At 71.7% G+C, this 17,051-nt stretch carries 18 protein-coding genes; 12 read left to right on the top strand and 6 right to left on the bottom strand.

Annotation, left to right across the window (positions count from 1 at the left end):
- Nucleotides 1-18: 18 nt before the first annotated feature.
- Entirely contained in the window at nucleotides 19-1,197 is a 1,179-nt protein-coding gene (rimK, locus tag EDF48_RS12560; protein ID WP_123291758.1) for a 30S ribosomal protein S6--L-glutamate ligase, read from the bottom strand.
- A gap of 338 nt (nucleotides 1,198-1,535) precedes the next feature.
- Here rimK and EDF48_RS12555 point away from each other — a divergent pair, with 338 nt between their 5' ends.
- The 3 genes from EDF48_RS12555 to EDF48_RS12545 are packed head-to-tail and all read left to right on the top strand — an operon-like array spanning nucleotide 1,536 to nucleotide 3,157.
- Entirely contained in the window at nucleotides 1,536-2,012 is a 477-nt protein-coding gene (locus EDF48_RS12555) for a hypothetical protein (protein ID WP_131880370.1), read from the top strand.
- Nucleotides 2,009-2,641, top strand: a complete 633-nt coding sequence (locus EDF48_RS12550) for an RES family NAD+ phosphorylase (protein WP_131880368.1) — start codon at nucleotides 2,009-2,011, stop codon at nucleotides 2,639-2,641. Before EDF48_RS12555 ends, EDF48_RS12550 begins: the two co-directional genes overlap by 4 nt.
- Nucleotides 2,642-2,674: 33 nt before the next feature.
- Nucleotides 2,675-3,157 (top strand): RimK/LysX family protein, encoded by a 483-nt coding sequence (locus tag EDF48_RS12545; protein WP_123939327.1) that lies wholly within the window; start codon nucleotides 2,675-2,677, stop codon nucleotides 3,155-3,157.
- A 118-nt stretch (nucleotides 3,158-3,275) separates the two neighbouring features.
- On the opposite strand, the gene EDF48_RS12540 is transcribed toward EDF48_RS12545, so the two are convergent.
- Both EDF48_RS12540 and EDF48_RS12535 read right to left on the bottom strand, forming a co-directional pair.
- Complete coding sequence (locus EDF48_RS12540; RefSeq protein WP_207913263.1) at nucleotides 3,276-4,169, bottom strand: hypothetical protein; 894 nt, start codon at nucleotides 4,167-4,169, stop codon at nucleotides 3,276-3,278.
- Between the two features lie 119 nt (nucleotides 4,170-4,288).
- A complete protein-coding gene (locus tag EDF48_RS12535) occupies nucleotides 4,289-4,849 on the bottom strand; it encodes a TetR/AcrR family transcriptional regulator (protein ID WP_131880366.1) in 561 nt (186 codons plus the stop codon).
- Between the two features lie 53 nt (nucleotides 4,850-4,902).
- On the opposite strand from EDF48_RS12535, the gene EDF48_RS12530 reads away from it, so the two are divergent.
- The gene (locus tag EDF48_RS12530; RefSeq protein ID WP_165932390.1) at nucleotides 4,903-6,126 is read left to right on the top strand and encodes an MFS transporter; all 1,224 of its coding nucleotides are present in this window, start codon (nucleotides 4,903-4,905) and stop codon (nucleotides 6,124-6,126) included.
- Here EDF48_RS12530 and EDF48_RS12525 read toward each other — a convergent pair.
- Nucleotides 6,032-6,370: a YciI family protein gene (locus EDF48_RS12525; protein ID WP_131880362.1), complete on the bottom strand. Its 339-nt coding sequence runs from the start codon at nucleotides 6,368-6,370 to the stop codon at nucleotides 6,032-6,034. The genes EDF48_RS12530 and EDF48_RS12525 overlap by 95 nt on opposite strands.
- Before the next feature lie 147 nt (nucleotides 6,371-6,517).
- On the opposite strand from EDF48_RS12525, the gene EDF48_RS12520 reads away from it, so the two are divergent.
- The 5 genes from EDF48_RS12520 to EDF48_RS12500 all read left to right on the top strand — a co-directional run bounded on the left by EDF48_RS12520 (nucleotide 6,518) and on the right by EDF48_RS12500 (nucleotide 11,491).
- Nucleotides 6,518-7,192, top strand: coding sequence for a peroxiredoxin-like family protein (locus EDF48_RS12520; protein WP_131880360.1), 675 nt, complete (start codon nucleotides 6,518-6,520; stop codon nucleotides 7,190-7,192).
- A 10-nt stretch (nucleotides 7,193-7,202) separates the two neighbouring features.
- Nucleotides 7,203-8,477 carry a sensor histidine kinase gene (locus EDF48_RS12515; protein WP_243698099.1) on the top strand — a complete coding sequence of 425 codons (1,275 nt, stop codon included), beginning with the start codon at nucleotides 7,203-7,205 and terminating at the stop codon, nucleotides 8,475-8,477.
- Nucleotides 8,459-9,163: a response regulator transcription factor gene (locus EDF48_RS12510; protein ID WP_123291748.1), complete on the top strand. Its 705-nt coding sequence runs from the start codon at nucleotides 8,459-8,461 to the stop codon at nucleotides 9,161-9,163. Before EDF48_RS12515 ends, EDF48_RS12510 begins: the two co-directional genes overlap by 19 nt.
- Before the next feature lie 373 nt (nucleotides 9,164-9,536).
- Nucleotides 9,537-10,418 (top strand): ATP-binding cassette domain-containing protein, encoded by an 882-nt coding sequence (locus tag EDF48_RS12505; RefSeq protein ID WP_123341174.1) that lies wholly within the window; start codon nucleotides 9,537-9,539, stop codon nucleotides 10,416-10,418.
- Entirely contained in the window at nucleotides 10,415-11,491 is a 1,077-nt protein-coding gene (locus EDF48_RS12500) for an ABC transporter permease (protein ID WP_111086644.1), read from the top strand. Before EDF48_RS12505 ends, EDF48_RS12500 begins: the two co-directional genes overlap by 4 nt.
- A gap of 83 nt (nucleotides 11,492-11,574) precedes the next feature.
- Here EDF48_RS12500 and EDF48_RS12495 read toward each other — a convergent pair whose 3' ends face one another.
- Complete coding sequence (locus EDF48_RS12495) at nucleotides 11,575-12,078, bottom strand: flavin reductase family protein (RefSeq protein ID WP_123673676.1); 504 nt, start codon at nucleotides 12,076-12,078, stop codon at nucleotides 11,575-11,577.
- A complete protein-coding gene (locus tag EDF48_RS12490; RefSeq protein WP_131880358.1) occupies nucleotides 12,075-12,590 on the bottom strand; it encodes an NAD(P)H-dependent oxidoreductase in 516 nt (171 codons plus the stop codon). Before EDF48_RS12490 ends, EDF48_RS12495 begins: the two co-directional genes overlap by 4 nt.
- Nucleotides 12,591-13,222: 632 nt before the next feature.
- On the opposite strand from EDF48_RS12490, the gene EDF48_RS12485 reads away from it, so the two are divergent.
- From EDF48_RS12485 to EDF48_RS12475, 3 genes are read left to right on the top strand one after another with little or no spacing between them, the layout of a single operon-like run.
- On the top strand, nucleotides 13,223-14,404 hold the full coding sequence (locus tag EDF48_RS12485; RefSeq protein ID WP_131880356.1) for a sugar ABC transporter substrate-binding protein: 1,182 nt from the start codon (nucleotides 13,223-13,225) through the stop codon (nucleotides 14,402-14,404).
- Nucleotides 14,401-16,014, top strand: coding sequence for a sugar ABC transporter ATP-binding protein (locus EDF48_RS12480; RefSeq protein WP_243648863.1), 1,614 nt, complete (start codon nucleotides 14,401-14,403; stop codon nucleotides 16,012-16,014). The genes EDF48_RS12485 and EDF48_RS12480 overlap by 4 nt, the downstream gene beginning before the upstream one ends.
- Nucleotides 16,014-17,051: an ABC transporter permease gene (locus tag EDF48_RS12475; RefSeq protein WP_123341179.1), complete on the top strand. Its 1,038-nt coding sequence runs from the start codon at nucleotides 16,014-16,016 to the stop codon at nucleotides 17,049-17,051. The genes EDF48_RS12480 and EDF48_RS12475 overlap by 1 nt, the downstream gene beginning before the upstream one ends.

Below are 17,051 nucleotides of genomic sequence, written 5' to 3'. Positions count from 1 at the left end.
TCGGCTGGACGCGCGGTGTCAGGCGTCCTTCGGGAGCTTCCGGATCTTGCTGCGACGGCGTCGACGGTCCGGCACCATCGAGCGCATCTCCTCGAGCTTGCCGAAGCAGAGCAGCCGGTCACTGGCCTGCAGCTCGACGCCACTGCGCGGGTTCGGGATGACGGTCGCGCCCCGGTGCAGGGTCAGCACCGTGATGTCCCGGTCCCACAGCCCGGACTCCTTGATCGTCTTCCCGACCAGGTCGGCGTTGGTGTGCACGAGCAGCTCGGCGACGCCGTAGCCCGTCGACACACTGAGCCGCTGGCGCACGTCGATCTCGGGGAAGGCCACCTGGTTGCCGATGAAGTCGATGATCGCGCCCGCGACGTCCAGACCCGTCGCACGCTCGATGCCCTCGAGCCCCGGTGACGAGTTGACCTCCATCACGAGCGGACCGTCGTTGCCCTCGAGCATGTCGACACCGGCGACCTTGAGTCCCATGATCTGCGCCGACCGGACCGCGACCGCCTCGTACTCCGGCGACAGCGTGACCTTCTCGACGGTGCCGCCACGGTGCACGTTGGAGCGGAACTCGTCCCCCGACGCCGTCCTGCGCATCGCGGCCACCACCCGGTCGCCGACGACGAGCGCGCGGATGTCACGGCCACGGCTCTCCGAGATGAACGACTGGATCAGGACGTTCTGCTTCGTCGAGTGCAGGGTCTCGACGATCGACTCGGCGACCTTCTCCTCCGGCGCCAGGATCACGCCGATCCCCTGCGTGCCCTCGAGCAGCTTGATCACGACCGGAGCCCCGCCGACCCGTTCGATCGCGCCGCGGACGTCGGCCCGGCTGTTCACGAACGTCGTCGCCGGCATGCCGATGTGGTGGCGGGACAGGATCTGGTTCGCCCGGAGCTTGTCGCGGGAGTTCGTGATGCCCGTCGCGGTGTTCGGCGTGTACACGTCCATCTGCTCGAACTGCCGCACCACCGCGGTGCCGTAGTAGGTGATCGAGTTGCCGATCCGGGGCAGCACCGCGTCGTAGTCGGACAGGAGCTTGCCGCGGTACAGCAGGTCCGGGTCCTCGCCGGACAGGTCGATCGCGAAGCGCAGCGTGTTCAGCACCTTGACGTCGTGGCCGCGGTCGAGCGCCGCAGCACGGAGGCGCTGGGTCGAGTACGCCTGCGGGGCGCGGGACAGGATGGCGAGTTTCATCGAGGGGTTCTCCGCGGGGTGGGATCGACGGCGACGGTCCATCCAAGCACGCCCGCGCCGCGGCGCCGCCGACCACCGCGCGTTGTACTCTTTTGACGCGTTTGCGCTATCGTGGATTGACTGATCGGACGGGGCGCGCAATGACGAAGAACCAGCACGGTCTCCGGGCGACCCGGAGCAACCGGACCCCTCGACTCGCAGGGTCCGGACGGTCGACGTCGCGGCGACCCGCGTCATCCGAGTGGCGTGTCCGATCGCGGAGACCTTCCTCGACCGAGGCGGTCGCGCAACCGACCACCACCTCCACCGGTCCGGCGGACGACCTCCGGGATCGCCTCGTGGCCGCGCTCCTGCGGCACGTCGACCTGATCGACCTCGCCGAGGTCGAGCGGGTCAACGGATCGATGGACGCCGTCGCGGAGCGGATGCTCGCCAGCATCCCCGGCGCCGATGTGCTCGACGACCGCGTCGGACCGTTCTACGACACTGCCGGCCTGCGGAAGTGGTTCCAGATGAGCCGCCAGACCCTCGACGCGCAGGCCAAGGTCGGCGACGTGCTCTGCGTGCTGTCGGCCGACGGCTTCCGGCTCTACCCGTCGTTCCAGTTCGATGCACGGGGCATCCTGCTGCCACGGTTGCGCGATGTCCTGGCCGGCCTGGACCCCGAGCGGGTCGACCCCTGGGGCGATGCCGTGTGGTTGAACGCGCCGGCGGACGAACTCGACGGACTCACGCCGGCCCAGGCGCTCCGGACGGACCGCGCGGACGAAGTGGTCCGTCTCGCCGCACTCGCCGGAGCGTTCCGACTCGGATGACCACGGTCGCACGCACCGACGTCGTCCAGACCGCGCCACCGGCCGGTCTCGACCTGACCGGCTTCCCCGACGGGGGCAGACTCCCCGCCGAGGTGTTCCGCGCGCACCTCGCCGAGTTCGCGCCCTGGTACTTCGCCAGCCACCCCCACGGCCGCTTCAACCTCCGGGAACCGAACGGCACGTGCTGCTTCGCAGCCGCGGCCTCGACCGCTGTCCGAGAGTTCTTCGGCCCGAAGGTCCGCCGCAACGAAGTGAGCGCTGCCGACGCTGCCGTCCTCCGCGTCTCGACGATCACCCCGCCGTCCGATGCGAGCTCCGCCCACGTCAGCGGCGCGGGCGCTGCACGCTTCGGGGTCACGAGCGAACTCACGACCATGGGCGACTACGCCGTGACGCAGGCATGGGCCGAGCTGTTCAAGGACCGGGTCGATGCGCTCCGCTACGACTCGCGGTTCGACCCGGGGGGCGAGGCGTGGGCACTGTTCGGAACCGCGGGGCCGGCACCGTCGCTCGGCGGCGCGACCGCGGTCATCGACGGAGCACGTGCGGCCGAGGCAGCCGGCGTCTCGGTGCTGCCCGGGCCGCCGCGGAAGAGCGCCGTCCGGATGGTGCCGAACCCGCCCGCCTGACCGGCACAGTCGCGCATGGGACAGGATGGGCACATGGCCCGTGCTCCGAAGTCCCCCGACGGCGGGCTCGTCGTCGCCGGCTGGCGCGAGTGGGCCGGCCTGCCGGACCTCGGTCTGCCGTGGATCAAGGTCAAGCTCGACACCGGTGCACGCAGCTCGGCACTGCACGCGTTCGACCTCGAAGAACTCCCGGGCGACCGGGTCCGGTTCTCGGTGCACCCGTGGCAGGACACCGATGCCGACGCCGTCACGATCGAGTGCGACGTGCACGACCGGCGCATCATCCGCAGCTCGACCGGGCACACCCAGGAGCGCATCGTCGTGCTCACCACGATCACCCTGGCCGGGCGCGCCGTCGTGTCCGAGGTCACCCTGAGCAACCGCGACCAGATGGGGTTCCGGATGCTCGTCGGGCGCGAGGCCCTGCGACAGGGCTTCCTCGTCGATCCTGCGAGGTCCTTCATGGCTGGTCGGGCGCCGAAGGAGATCCGGCGCCGCAACCGCGGGCGAGCCTGAGCGCTGCTCGCCACGCGGCACGGGCCGTGGGCGCGACCGATCGGCGGCCTGGAGGCGCGGTGCGGGGACGCCACGGGCCTCCCGTCCGCCTCGGCGACCGCCCAGGGCGCGGGCTGGGTCAGCGACCGAGGTGACGGCCGAGGAAGGCGAGTTGCTGCGGTGCCAGGCGGCGCCAGTAGCCGTGCGTGTGGGCGCCGGGCTCGAAGCCCCCGGCGGGCGGCGTCGCGAAACCGTCGACGTAGGCGTGCGCCGCCGGAGCGAACCCGTCACCGTTGCCGCAGTCGACACGGACGGCGACCCCGTCGAGCGCGCGCTGCCGACCGAGGACCGTGTTCGCACGGAAGTCGGCCGCGTCGTCGAAGGCTCCGCGGGCGGTGTCCGCTGCTGACGTCCAGAGCGCCGGACTGATCGCCGACACGGCGCGGACGCGGGACGCACCGAGCACCCCGCCGAGCCGGAGGGCGCCGAACCCGCCCATCGAGTACCCGGTCAGCGCGAGCCGGTCGGTGTCGAATCCGCGCCGCGCGATCCGGGGCAGGAACTCGTCGACGACCATCGCTGCGGGGTCATCCCCGTCGGAACGGTGGTGCCAGTAGCGGTTGCCGCCGTCGATCGAGGCGATCGCGAACGGAGCGCCGCCACCCGTGATGTGCGCCGCGAGGAACCGGTCCCAGCCGAGCGCCCGCCCGAAGAACGCCGAGTGGTCGTCGCCGTAGCCGTGCAACGCGACGGCCACCGGCAGCGGGGTGTCCGACTCCGGAGCGGCGATGGTCCACCCGACGGTCCGTCCCTTCCGCGCGGTCGACACGAAGGTGCCGGAGACCGAGGGGACCGGGTCGACGTTGGGGATCGTGCCGTCGGCACCGTTGAGCCCGAGCACGCGGTACATCGTCGACCGACCCGGCAGCAGGTCGAGGTTCACCGCCTCGGCGGCTGCCCCCGCGGCGACGATGCCGACTCCCCCGATCAGCAGCGACCGACGGGTGATCGTCGACGCACGCGAACGGGTCATCCGAGGGGCACCGTTCCGTCAGAGGTCACGCGCTTCATCACGAGGATCGGGGAGAGTCGCTGCACACCGGGCAAGATACCCAGCGCAGCGTCGGAGAACCCCGGGGCGCTGACGAGCGGTCAGGCTGCTGCGACGAGCGCCGCAGCGACCGCGCGCGCCGTCGCCGTGCCGACCGACGGATCGCGCAGGCGCATCGCCAGGTACCCGGAGACGACGAGCAACAGCTGGTCAGCCAGGGCCCCGGCGCGCTCGCCGACGACGGGCGCGGCACGTTCGGTCAGCCGGGTCCGGAGCGCCCCGGTCTCGCGGTCGAGCACCTCGTGCACCTCGGCTGGGGCGTCCGCGTACTCGGCAGCGGTCCCGAGGAACGCGCACCAGCGTGAACCAGCGGCGGTCGACCGGTAGTCGTCGAGCGCGTCGAACACCGCGAGCAGGCGGCCACGGTCGTCCGGAGCGGCCTTGACCGCGCGGTCCCACGTGGCGAGCCAGTCGTCGTGCCGCCGATCCAGTGCCGCGGCGACCAGGGCTTCCTTGCTCGCGTACCCGCGGTAGAGCGTGGCGCTCGAGATCCCGGCACGGTCGAGCACGGCGTCGATCGGGGTGGCGGCGATGCCGCGCGTGAAGAAGAGCTCCTCGGCCGCGTCGAGCAGCCGCTGCTCGGTTCCTGGACGCATCGCCATGCAAGCACCCTAGGCTCTCAAAAGTGAAACGATCGTTTTTGTTACGACGGTGGGTGTTCCTCGGTAGCGGGCTGGCGCTCATCGCCGCGACGTACGGGCTGGTGCGCCTGGCGTTCGGCCTCTTCCTGCCCGACGTCCAACGCGACCTCGGCCTGCGCCCGGACGCCGCCGGATGGGTCTCCTCGGGGGCCTCGGCGATGTACTGCGTCGGCGCGGTGGTCGGGTTCCTGGTCGCCGCACGCGTCCCCCGGGTGCTCGTCGCCGCAGCCGCCGGGGTCGCCGGGGTCGGTGCGCTCGCGATGGCAGCGGCGCCGGGGCCGTGGTCCTTCGGGATCGCTGCGGTGGTCGCCTCGACCGGGGCCGGGCTCGCGTCACCAGCCCTCGTGCAGCTCGTGTCGCGCGCGGTGCCGGGGTCCGTGCAGGGGACGGCGCAGGCGGTCGTCAACTCGGGGACCGGCCCGGGGCTGATCGCCGCCGGGGCGCTCGCACTCGTGCTCCTGCCGGACTGGCGGACGGCTTGGGCGTGGTCCGGGGTCTTCGCACTCGTCGTCGGCGTCGTGCTGCTGGTGGTGTCCCGTGGGAGCGGGTCCGGCGGTGACCGACCAACCGCACCGGGGACGGCGTGGTTCGCGGTGCACCGACGGGTCATCGCGCTCGCGCTGCTCTTCGGTGCCGGATCGGCGGTCGTGTGGACCTACGGCCGCTCCGCGCTGGTCGACGCGGGCGCGCCCGTCGCGGTGTCGGTGTCGGCGTGGATCGCGCTCGGGGTCGGCGGTGCTGCGGTCGCCGTGACGGCTCGGTGGACGAGCGGACTCCGCGCGCGGACGCTCTGGGCGGTGACCGCGGGCGCCGTGGCGGTGGCCGTCGTCGCACTCGGTACCGCGCCGCAGTCCACGGCGGTCGCGATGCTGGCGTGTGCGGTGTTCGGTTGGGGCTACACAGCGGCCACCGGCGCGCTGATCGCCTGGACGACCGAACTCGACGCTGCGCGGTCGTCGGCCGGGACGTCGATGCTCTTCGTCGCGCTCGTGCTCGGCCAGGCCGTGGGATCGGCGGCATCGGGCGCACTCGTCGGCACGGCGGGCTACGCGGCGACGTTCGTGGTCGGGGCGCTCGTCACGGCGGCGAGCGCCGTGCCCGCCGTGGTCGGGAAGCGGAGCGGGCCGGGGAGCGGTACCCGCGTCACAGCAGCGGACGCAGCTCGATCTTCCGGTTGCACGCCTGCGACGCCTCGTGCGCCACACGGAGCGCCGTCTCGGCATCCGGCAGCTCCATGACCCAGAAGCCCGCGACGAACTCGGCGCTGTCGGCCACCAGTCCGGGCGTGGTGTCCGAACCGCCACCGCGGGCGTCGACGACGGTGCCGTCGGCGGGGGCGGACACCCCGGCGGCGAACACGACGGCGTCACCCAGGCGTTCGTTCAGGGCATCGACCGCAGTGGCCTCGGCCTGGGTGGCGGACTCCGTCCGACCGGCAGCGACGGCCTGCCCGTCGTCGATGACGTTGACGAGGAACTGCATGGCGACTCCCCTGCTCGGTGGCCGGAGGCTACTCCGCGACCGCCCGGTTCCGTGACGCTCCGTGACGACCGACGGCACCGCGAACCCCGGGACGTGCCTACGCTCCCTCCGACGGCGACCCGGCCGACCACGACCACGGAGTACCCGATGCCCCACGACACCATCGCTCGTCGAGTCGACGAGTTCAACGCCGGCTTCACCGCGCAGATCGGCCCCGACCTCAGCGCCGTGTTCGACCGGGAACAGGCCGACCTGCGTACCGACGGTGTCCCGGACGGCGTCCTCGCCGTCGGGGACGACGCGCCGGACGCTCCACTGCTGGACGCGACCGGCGCCGCCACGTCGCTGGGCGCCGCGCGTGGTGACACGCCGACCGTGCTCGTGTTCTACCGCGGCGCCTGGTGCCCGTACTGCAACCTCACGCTCCGCACCTACCAGCAGGAGTTGCTCCCCGCGCTGCAGGGACGCGGGGCACGCCTCGTCGCCGTCTCGCCGCAGACACCCGAGGGCACCGAGCAGTCGATCGCGAACGGCGAGCTGGCGTTCCCGGTCCTGTCCGACCCGGAGAACGTGCTCGCCGGTCGGTTCGGCGTCGTCACGGCGCCGAGCGCCGAGGCACGAGCAGCCCACACGGAGCTCGGGTTCGACGTCGCCGACAGCAACGCCGACGGAACCGCCGCGATCCCGTTCCCGTCGGTCTTCGTCATCGACGAGCACGGTGTGGTCCGGTTCGCGGACGTGCACGTCGACTACACGACGCGCACCGAGGTCGCGACGGTCCTCGCGACCCTCGACGGCCTGGACGGGGGCGGCACCCGCTAGCGTTTGCTGCATGGGGACGACGGCGGAGTGGTCACGGCTGCCCGTGGGGCGCCGCGAGCACCGGCAGGACGCCGTGCTCGCCCTGGTGCTCGCCGCCGGCCTGACGATCACCACAGTCCTGTACGGGGCGTCCGGCATCTACGGCGACGACCAGGCGGCCTGGTGGGTCTCCGCGCTGATGATCGTCGCGAACGCGGTCCCGATCGCGTTCCGCCGCCGGTTCCCGATGTCGGCCGCCGTGGTGTCCGCGCTGGCGTTCGCAGCCACCCAGCTGTTGCACGTCCCCGAGCTGTTCGTCGTGAACTTCACCCTGTTCATCTCGCTGTACTCGGTCGGCGCGTGGTGCTCCGACCGGGTCCGTGCCGAGGCGGTCCGGTGGGTCGTCATCGGCGGGATGTTCGCGTGGCTGTTCCTCGCGATCTCGTTCGGGTGGGCGGTGCCGAACGCACTGCCGAACGACGAGGGTTCGCTCATCCCGCCGTACATCGCCTACTCGCTGCTGAACATCGTGATCAACGTCGTCTACTTCGGCGCTGCCTGGTACGCGGGCAACCGGGCGTGGGCCTCGGCCGTCGCCCGACACCAGCTCGACGAGCGCACCGCGGAGCTGGCAGCCGAACGGGAGCGCAGCGCTGCCCAGGCCGTGACGATCGAGCGGGTCCGGATCGCCCGTGAACTGCACGACGTCGTCGCGCACCACGTGTCCCTGATGGGCGTGCAGGCCGGCGCTGCCCGACGGGTCATCGACCGTGATCCCGAGCAGGCGACGGCATCGCTCGGCGTGGTGGAGGAGAGCGCGCGCACGGCTGTCGAGGAACTCCGGCAGATGCTCGGCACCCTGCGGTCGGCGGACGAACCCGGCACGGATGACCGCGGTGTCGGGGACGCTCCGAGCACCGAGGGCATCGCACGCATCGTCGAGGTCGCCGAGTCCGCTCGGGTCGCCGGTCACCCGACCGAGTACGTGGTCGTGGGCAACGAGCGTCCCGTGCCGCCGACGGTCGCCGCCGTCGCGTACCGGATCGTGCAGGAGGCCGTGACGAACGTCCTGAAGCACGCTGGGCCCACCGCCCGCGCCGACGTCCGGCTCAGGTACCTCGACGACGGGCTCGAGGTCGAGGTCACCGACGACGGGCACGGTGACCGTGCTGCGCGGAACCCGTCGGGCAGCGGCCTCGGGCACATCGGCATGCGGGAGCGGGTCGCAGCCGTGGACGGACGGATCGAGATCGGGCCACGCGCCCGGGGAGGCTACCTGGTGCGGGCATGGCTGCCGACGACGTGAACGAGACGAACGACCCGAACGGCGCGACCGACCTGACGATCGTGCTCGCAGACGATCAGGAGCTGGTGCGGGCCGGGTTCCGCGTGATCCTGGAGTCCGAGCCGGGGTTCCGGGTGATCGGCGAGGCCCCCGACGGTGCCCGTGCGGTCGAGGCCGTCCGGGCCCTGCGCCCCGACGTGGTCTGCCTCGACGTGCAGATGCCCGGCGTCGACGGACTCGAGGCCGCTCGGCGGATCGCAGCGTTGCCGGACCCGCCGGCGGTGCTCATCCTGACGACGTTCGACAGCGACGACGCACTGTTCCAGGCACTCGAGGCGGGTGCCAGCGGCTTCCTGCTGAAGAACGCCTCCCCCGAACGGCTGATCGACGCCGTCCGGACCGTCGCCGCCGGGGACGCCCTGCTCGCGCCCGACGTCACGCGCCGGGTGATCAGCCGTGCGACCGCCGCACCGGTGGCGAGCGCGCGGACCGCGGACGGCGCGCTGGCAGCCGCCGGACTCACCGAGCGCGAGACCGAGGTGCTCCGGCTGCTCGCCCGGGGCCTCAGCAACGCCGAGATCGCCGCCGAGCTGTACGTCGGTGACGCCACCGTGAAGACCCACGTGTCGAACGTGCTGCAGAAGCTCGCGCTGCGCGACCGCATCCAGGCCGTCGTCTGGGCGTTCGAGCACGGCGTCGCCGGCTGACCGAGGCCGACTCGCCGACCGGCCGCCGCCGCGAAGTCCGACGTTCCACGAGACGTTCGACGCGTGGAACGTCGGAAGATGCACACGCATTGCGTGCGGGTGCATGTTCCGACAGAACGTGAGTCGTTCGACGCGTGGAACGTCGGAAGATGCACATGCATCCGGCACCGCGCCGCACCGCACCGCACCGCACCGCACCGCACCGCACCGAGCCACACCACGGCACCGCGGGACGACGCAGCCCACCCGCCCCCTCCCCCGCGCGGTGGAGCCGACCACCCACCCAAGTCCCGCCGGATGGCGGAGGCGCCCCGTGCCTCCCGGCCAATAGCGTCGACGCAGGCGGCGCAGGCCGTCGCGAGAGGGGTACGACATGCTCACCATCGAAGGGGTGACCAAGCACTTCGGCGACCGCCGGGTGCTCGACGACGTGGGGTTCACGGTCGGCAACGGCCGCCTCACCGGGTTCGTCGGCGGCAACGGCGCCGGCAAGACGACCACCATGCGCATCATGCTCGGCGTGCTGCAGGCCGACGCGGGATCCGTCTCGATCGACGGCACCGCGGTCCGGCCCGCCGACCGCCGCCGTTTCGGCTACATGCCCGAGGAACGCGGGCTGTACCCGAAGATGCCGGTGGCCGAGCAGATCACCTACATGGCCCGGTTGCACGGCGTCGACAAGCGCGCGGCGACCACGCGGACCACCGAGCTGCTCGAACGGCTCGAGCTCACCGGCCACGCCGACGACGCCGTCGAGAAGCTGTCGCTCGGCAACCAGCAGCGGGTGCAGATCGCCGCGGCCCTCGCCCACGACCCCGAGGTGCTGGTGCTCGACGAGCCGTTCTCGGGCCTCGACCCGATGGCGGTCGACACCGTGCTCGGCGTCCTGCGCGAGACCGCGGCGCGCGGGGTCCCGGTGCTGTTCTCGAGCCACCAGCTGGACGTCGTCGAACGGCTCTGCGACGACGTCGTCGTGATCGCGGGCGGCACCATCCGTGCCGCCGGCCCGCAGGACGAACTCCGCAAGCAGGCCGGCCCCGCCGCCTGGGAGCTGCTGGTCGACGGCGACGTCGCCTGGCTCCGCGACGAGCCCGGTGTGACGGTCCGCGAGTTCGACGGCGGCTACGCCGTCTTCGAGGCCGACCCGTCCACCGCCCAACACGTCCTGCAGCGGGCCGTCCAGCAGGGCACCGTCGGGTCGTTCGCCCCGCGGGTCCCGCGGCTCAGCGAGGTCTTCCGGGAGGTCATCCGATGAACGACTCCTTCGTGCAGGCCGTGCGGCTCGTCTCCGCACGCGAGATCCAGGCACGCATCCGCAGCAAGGCCTTCGTGGTCTCCGCCCTCATCCTGATCGGCATGGTCGTCGCGTCCATCGTCGTCGGCGGCATCGTCGGCAAGGCCACCGCCGACGACACCACGCCGGTCGCCGTGGTCGACGGCGTCTCGCTGCCCACCACCGCGGGCCTCGACGTCACGGACTCCACCTCGGTGGCGGACGCCGAACGACTCGTGCAGAACGGCGACGTCGACGCGGCGATCGTGCCGTCCGACGACCCGCTCGGCTACAAGGTCGTCGGCCTCGACGAAGCCCCGACCGACGTCGTCTCCGCGCTGAGCGTCACACCGCGGATCGAACTGCTCGACCCGGACGCGCTACCCGGCGGACTCGTCTACCTCATCGCCATCGCGTTCGGCGTCGTGTACTTCGCCTCGGCCGTGACCTTCGGCCAGTCCATCGCGCAGAGCGTGGTCGAGGAGAAGTCGACCAGGGTCGTCGAGATCCTGATGTCCGCGATCTCGGCCAGGGCGCTGCTCGCCGGCAAGGTCCTCGGCAACAGCGTGATGGCGTTCGCGCAGATCGTCGCCGTGGCGATCGCCGCCGTCGTCACCCTGGCGGTCACCGGGCAGGACAACATGTTCTCGATGCTCGGCCCGAGCATCCTGTGGTTCGTCGGGTTCTTCGCCGTCGGCTTCGTGCTCATCGCGTCGCTGTTCGCCGCGGCGGCCGTGCTGGTGTCGCGTCAGGAGGACGTCGGCAGCGTCACCACGCCGGTGATGATGCTCGTGATGATCCCGTACATCCTGATCATCGTCGCGTACAACAACCCAACGGTGCTCGGCATCATGTCGTACGTGCCGTTCAGTGCACCGATCGGCATGCCGATGCGGATCTTCCTCGGCACGGCCGAGTGGTGGGAGCCGATCCTGTCGCTCCTGATCGTGGTCGCCGCGGTGGTCGTGGTCGTGCTGGTGGGCGCCCGCGTCTACGAGAACGCGCTGCTGCGGACGGGCAGTCGCGTGAAGCTGACGGAGGCGCTGCGCGGCTGACGCCGCGGTGTGGACGGGAGGCCCGGATCACGTGAGCAGGTCGGCTCACGTGATCCGGGCCTCCTGTCCGTTGCCCGTGCCGGTCAGGCGCTCAGCGTCGCGAAGGCGGACCGGTGCCAGACCAGCGGGCTGTGCGCGAAGTCGGACATGAGTCCGAGCACCCGGAGCACGACGATGTCGTGGTCGCCGGCCGGGTAGGTGTGCTCGACCGAGCACTCCAGCCAGATCGGCGCCCCCTGCAGGAAGACCGCTCCCGTGTCGGCGACCGTCGTGTCGACCCCGACGAACCGGACCGACTTGTCGCGTGAGGCGAGCTGCCGCGTGACCTGCGCGTGCCCCTCGCCGAGGATCGAGACGCCGATCGTGCCGGCGTCGCGGAGCACCGGCCACGTGGTCGAGGTGTGCTGCACGGCGAACATCACCAGCGGCGGGTCCTGCGAGACCCCGACGGTGAACGACGACGCGACGAGCACGGTCGGTTCGCCGTCCACGACGGCGGACAGTGCGGCGACACCGCAGGGGAAGCCCGAGAACGCCTGCTTGAGTGCGGAGAGGTCCGGGGCCTCGGTGGAGTAGGGGCTGATCATGACGCGGTTCCTTCCTGGTGGCTGGCGGTCGCACCGAGGACGACGTCCCGCCAACGGGCGAGCCAGACGTCGGTCGATGCGGGGTCCGAGTACTGCTTGTCGTTCAGGTACAGGGCGGGGGCGGGGACGGTCGCGCCGAGTTCGACCAGCACCGGTTTGAGGAAGACCTCCGGGGCGAGCGCGTGGGCCGGGCCGGCACCGAGCATGAGCGGTACCGCGACGACGCCGGCGAGCCCGTCACCGGTGCCGAACTGATCGAGGAACAGCTTGAGCACGCCGGTGTAGGTCGCCTTGAACGTCGGCGACGCGACGACCACGAGGTCGGAGCCGGCGACGGTCCGGACGGCGTCGGACACCGCCGTGTCGCCCCAGCCGAGCAGGCCGGCGCCGAGGTCGATGACGTCGACGACGTGGTCGGGGGCGCGACCGGTGAGGCGTTCGAGCACGACCGTCGCGGCGTCGAGCGTCCGTGAGGCCGGCTTGGGGTTGCCGGCGACGACGGTGGTGATCATCGGGGTGCTCCTGTCGTGGTGGTTGGTGCTGCGGTCGTTGGTGCTGCGGGTCGTTGGTGCAGTCCACCGCTCGTTCGTTTCGCCGTCGTGCCGGATCCATATCGGCTGGGTTACGCCAGCGACCCCCGGACCGGCAACGCCGGAATGTCCCGGTCAGCCGGGCTGTGCGTCCGGGGGCCCCGGGCATTCCGCCAGCCGCCGTGCGCGGCCGTCGCCTGCGAATTGTGAGAGCGCCGTTACCGGAAGTCGCCTCGGATGCGTCCGGCGTGTTTCGCCCCGCCGTCGCCGCCCCGTCACCGCCCGGATCCGCGCGTGCACGGGCCTCGGTGGCGCAGTCGTCCCCCGCGGAACCACGCGGCGGACGCCCCGCGCGCACCAGCGCGACGGGTGGCCTAACACCAGCGAAACAAACGCCTAACAGGACCGTTACCGGGCGACCGCCTGCTGGCTCCCCGCTGCCGTTACATTCGCATCAGCCCCACTGCAGCGGCCGGCGTCACCCCGACGCCCCGCCGCCGGTGAACGTCTCCCGGCTCCCTGCACACGCCACCCCGCGCCGCGGGGTGTTCGTCGTACCCGCTGCAGCTTCCCCGCACCTTCCCTGCTCCACCCGTCCAGGAGGTCCCCGACCGATGTCGTCCCCCGCACCGTCCCGAACGCGTCTCCCCCGCCCCGCGCTCCTCGCCGCCGCACTCTCCGGCGTGCTGTTCCTGTCCGCCTGCTCGGCCACCTCGACCGCGTCGACGAGCTCCGGTGACGACACCGCCGGGGTCGAGCACGCCACGAGCCAGATCGAGGCGGCCAGCGTCGACCCCGAGTTCACCTTCGAGGGCGAGCCCTTCGACATGTCGGGGATCGCCGGCAAGACGATCTTCAACATCCCGAACTCGTCCGCCGTCCCCTTCATCACCGCGGTCGACGAGGCCGGCGAGAAGGTCGCCGAGCAGTACGGCGCGAAGTGGATCGAGTACACGAACCAGGGCACGCCCACCGAGCACTCCGCCGGCATCGACCAGGCGATCAGCCGCGGCGCCGACATCATCGTGCTGGCGCAGGGCGTCAACGGTGAGCTCATCGTCCCGGCACTGAAGCGTGCGAAGGCCGCGGGGATCCCCGTGCTGATCAGCCACACCTACCAGACCGGCGAGGCGCTGCCGGACCAGCTGCAGGACCTCGTCGCCGCGCAGGTGACCGCCCCGTTCCACGAGGCCGCGAAGCTCAACGCCGACTGGGCCATCAAGGAGACGAAGGGCCAGGGCGACGTCCTGATCATCACGTCCTCCGAGGTCCCCCCGTCCGACGGCATCGTCAAGGCGATGCAGGACGAGTTCGAGGCGCAGTGCGACGGCTGCAGCGTCAAGGTGACGAACGTGCCGGTCGCCGACTGGGCGACGAAGATCTCGTCGACGGTGCAGTCCGCCGTGCAGTCCAACCCGAACCTCGACTACGTGCTGCCGGTCTACGACTCGATGACCCTCTACGTCGAGGCCGGCGTGACCGCGGCGGGCAAGACCGGCCAGGTGTTCACCTCGTCGTACAACGGCACCCCCGCCGTGCTGAAGATCCTGCAGGACGGCAGCGTCCTCACGATGGACATCGGCGAGAACATGGAGTGGCTCGCGTACGCCACGCTCGACCAGGCCGGCCGCATCCTGACCGACACCCCGATCATCGAGGACGGCGACGAGAAGACCCCGCTCAAGGTCTTCACGAAGGACAACGTCGACGAGACCGGCACCCCGCCGGCGCCGAGCAAGGGCTACGGCGACGCGTACAAGACCGGGTACGAGGCCATCTGGGGCGCGGCCGAGTGACCGCCGTGCCGGTGCTGCGGATCAGCGGACTCACGAAGCGCTTCGGCGGACTGACCGCACTCGACGACGTCGACCTCGAGGTCCTGCCCGGCCAGGTCCACGCGCTCCTCGGCGAGAACGGCTCCGGCAAGTCGACCCTCATCAAGATCCTGTCCGGCACCTACGCGCCGGAGCCGGGAGCGACGATCGAGGTCCGTGGCGCCCGACTGCCCCTCCCGGTGCCGCCCGGGTACTTCCGCCGCGTCGGGATCAGCTTCGTCCACCAGGACCTCGCGCTCGTCCCGTCCCTGGGCGTGACCGAGAACCTGCGGCTCGCGACCGTCGTGGCCGGCCGGGGCCCCTTCGTCCGCTGGGGCGCCGAGCACCGCGCCGCCGCCGAGCTGTTCGCACGGTACGGGGTCGACATCGACCCCCGCGCACGGATCGACGAGCTCTCCGACACCCAGAAGGCGCTCGTCGCGATCCTGCGGGCCGTCGCCGAACTCGGTGACGACCGCGCGCTCATCGTGCTCGACGAACCGACGGTGTTCCTGCCCAAGGAGGACGCCGACCTGCTGTTCCGGGTCGTCAAGGACCTGGTGGCGGACGGCCGCACGTCGGCACTGCTGGTGTCGCACGACATGTCGGAGGTCCTCGAGCACGCCGACCGGGTCACCGTCCTGCGGGCCGGCCGGGTCCAGGCGCACCGTGACACCGCCACGACGACGGCCGACGAACTCGTCGCGCTCATCGTCGGACGCGGGCTCGACGGCGCCGCCGCCAGGACCCCTCGGCCGGCGACCACCGGTGACGCCGTCGTGGCGGTCCGCGACCTCCGGGTCGGTGTCGTCGACGGCCTGTCGTTCGACGTCGCCGACGGCGAGGTCGTCGGCATCACGGGCCTCGCCGGCTCTGGAGTCGAGGACGTGCTGCCCGGCCTGTACGGCGCACGACCCGCGACCGGATCGCTCACCGTGCGGGACGACGGGGTGCAGGCCGCCCCGATCGACCTGACCCGGGTGTCGCCCGGTTCCTCCATCGCCCGCCGTGTCGTGTACGTCCCCGCCGACCGCAAGCGCGAGGGCGGGGCGCTCACCCTGTCCGTCGAGCAGAACGTCACGCTCCCCGTCCTCGGGAAGCTCCGAGGACTGCTCGGCCTCTCCCCCGCACGGGAACGGTCGCACGTCGCGGGACTCGTCCGCGACTACGACGTCCGACCCGCCGACCCGTCCGCCCTGTTCGGCACGCTGTCCGGCGGCAACCAGCAGAAGGCCGTCCTGGCGAAGTGGATGCAGGACGACCCCCGGCTCGTGCTCCTGCAGGAACCGACCCAGGGCATCGACGTCGGCGCCCGCGCGGCGATCTTCTCGATGCTCCGCCGGACTGCGGAGCAGGGCGTCGCCATCGTCTGCGCGTCCACCGACTACGACCAGCTCGCGCAACTGTGCGACCGCGTCGTCGTCCTCGCCCACGGCCGCGTGCACGACGTGCTGACCGACGAGCGCGTCGACCGCGACGTCATCGCGGCCGCCGTCGTGGCGAGCCTCGTCGACGCGGCCCAACCCGATGCTCCGTCCGCCGCTGCTCCGTCCCCTGCTGCTGTTCCCTCCCTCGTCAAGGAGAACGCCTGATGTCCACCACCGCCGACCCCGTCCTCGAGACCTCGATCGTCCGTCCGACCCGCCCGCGCTTCTCGTGGGGGCACACCGAGCGCTACGCCCTGCTCGGTGCCTGGCTCGTCATCGTCATCGCGTTCAGCATCGCGCTGCCCGACACCTACCCGACCCTCGGCAACCTGCAGAACATCCTCGGGTCCCAGTCGGTCCTGCTCATCCTGGCGCTCGGGTTCCTCTTCCCGCTGACCGCGGGCGAGTTCGACCTGTCCGGCGCCTCGACGATGTCGCTCTCCGCCATGACCATCGCCGTGCTCAACGCGAAGATGGACGTCCCGCTCGTGCCCGCGATCGCCGCCGGTCTCGTCATCGGCGTCGTGGTCGGGCTCGTCAACGGCCTGCTCACCGTCGGGTTCCGCATCGACTCGTTCATCGTCACGCTGGGCACCTCGACGTTCATGATCGGGATCATCCAGTGGATGAGCGCCTCGTCGTCGGTGACGGGCATCGACCCCGCGCTCGTGCAGGCCACGGTCGGGTGGCGCGGGCTCGCCGGCCTGCCGCTGGCGTTCGTGTACGGCCTGATCGCCACCGTCGTCGTCCTGGTCGTGCTGAGCGCCACCCCGGTCGGCCGACGGCTGTTGTTCGTCGGCACCGGTCGCACCGTCGCCGAACTGTCTGGGCTGAACGTGCGACGGCTCCGGGTCGGTGCGTTCGTCGGCGCCGGCCTCACCGCCGCGGTCGCCGGGGTCGTCTACGCCGGCACGCTCGGCGGCGCGGACCCGTCGAGCGGACAGTCGTTCCTGCTCCCGGCGTTCGCCGCCTGCTACCTCGGCGCGACCGCCATCATCCCGGGCCGGTTCAACGCGATCGGCACCTTCATCGCCGTGTACTTCCTGTTCTCCGGGGTCGTCGGCCTGCAGATGCTCGGCGCGGACAACTTCGTGCAGCAGCTGTTCTACGGCGGCGCCCTGATCGTCGCCGTCGCCGTGTCGCAGACCATCCGGCGGCACTCCGTCGCGACCGCCGCCAAGGCCGCCGCGAAGCGTTCCTGA

Origin of the sequence: Curtobacterium sp. PhB191, assembly GCF_004346515.1 — a bacterium.
Classification (GTDB): domain Bacteria; phylum Actinomycetota; class Actinomycetes; order Actinomycetales; family Microbacteriaceae; genus Curtobacterium.
This window is presented reverse-complemented; position numbering and strand designations above follow the sequence as displayed.